Origin of the sequence: Acinetobacter johnsonii (assembly GCF_048551975.1) — a bacterium.
Classification (GTDB): Bacteria; Pseudomonadota; Gammaproteobacteria; order Pseudomonadales; family Moraxellaceae; genus Acinetobacter; species Acinetobacter johnsonii_A.
Genome location: NZ_JBIMCF010000138.1, coordinates 1 through 306 on the forward strand (window position 1 = coordinate 1; position 306 = coordinate 306).

Below are 306 nucleotides of genomic sequence, written 5' to 3' on the forward strand. Positions count from 1 at the left end.
CATTGGCCCAACCATCGGTGGCCACCATACCATTCATGGCATCGATGCCGACAATGATATGACCTGCAAATTTCATACAACCTTCTTCAACAAACTCAGGATCTAGAACACCTTTGGTGCCAATCATCACAAAAGACACACCCGCTTCTAAGTAGTGTTCAATGGTTTCTAGTGAGCGAATACCGCCGCCAATTTGAATTGGCAGTTCAGGGTGTGCGCGAGCAATGGCTTCAACCACAGGTTTATGAATTGGCGTACCAGCGAAAGCACCATGTAAATCGACCAAATGTAAGCGACGCGCGCCGT

1 protein-coding gene is annotated in these 306 nt (G+C 48.0%); it reads right to left on the reverse strand.

Features of this window, described 5'->3' with window-relative positions:
* Positions 1 to 306 (reverse strand): HisA/HisF-related TIM barrel protein (locus ACG9ZB_RS16965; RefSeq protein ID WP_419326820.1); only part of this gene is annotated, 306 nt, incomplete at both ends.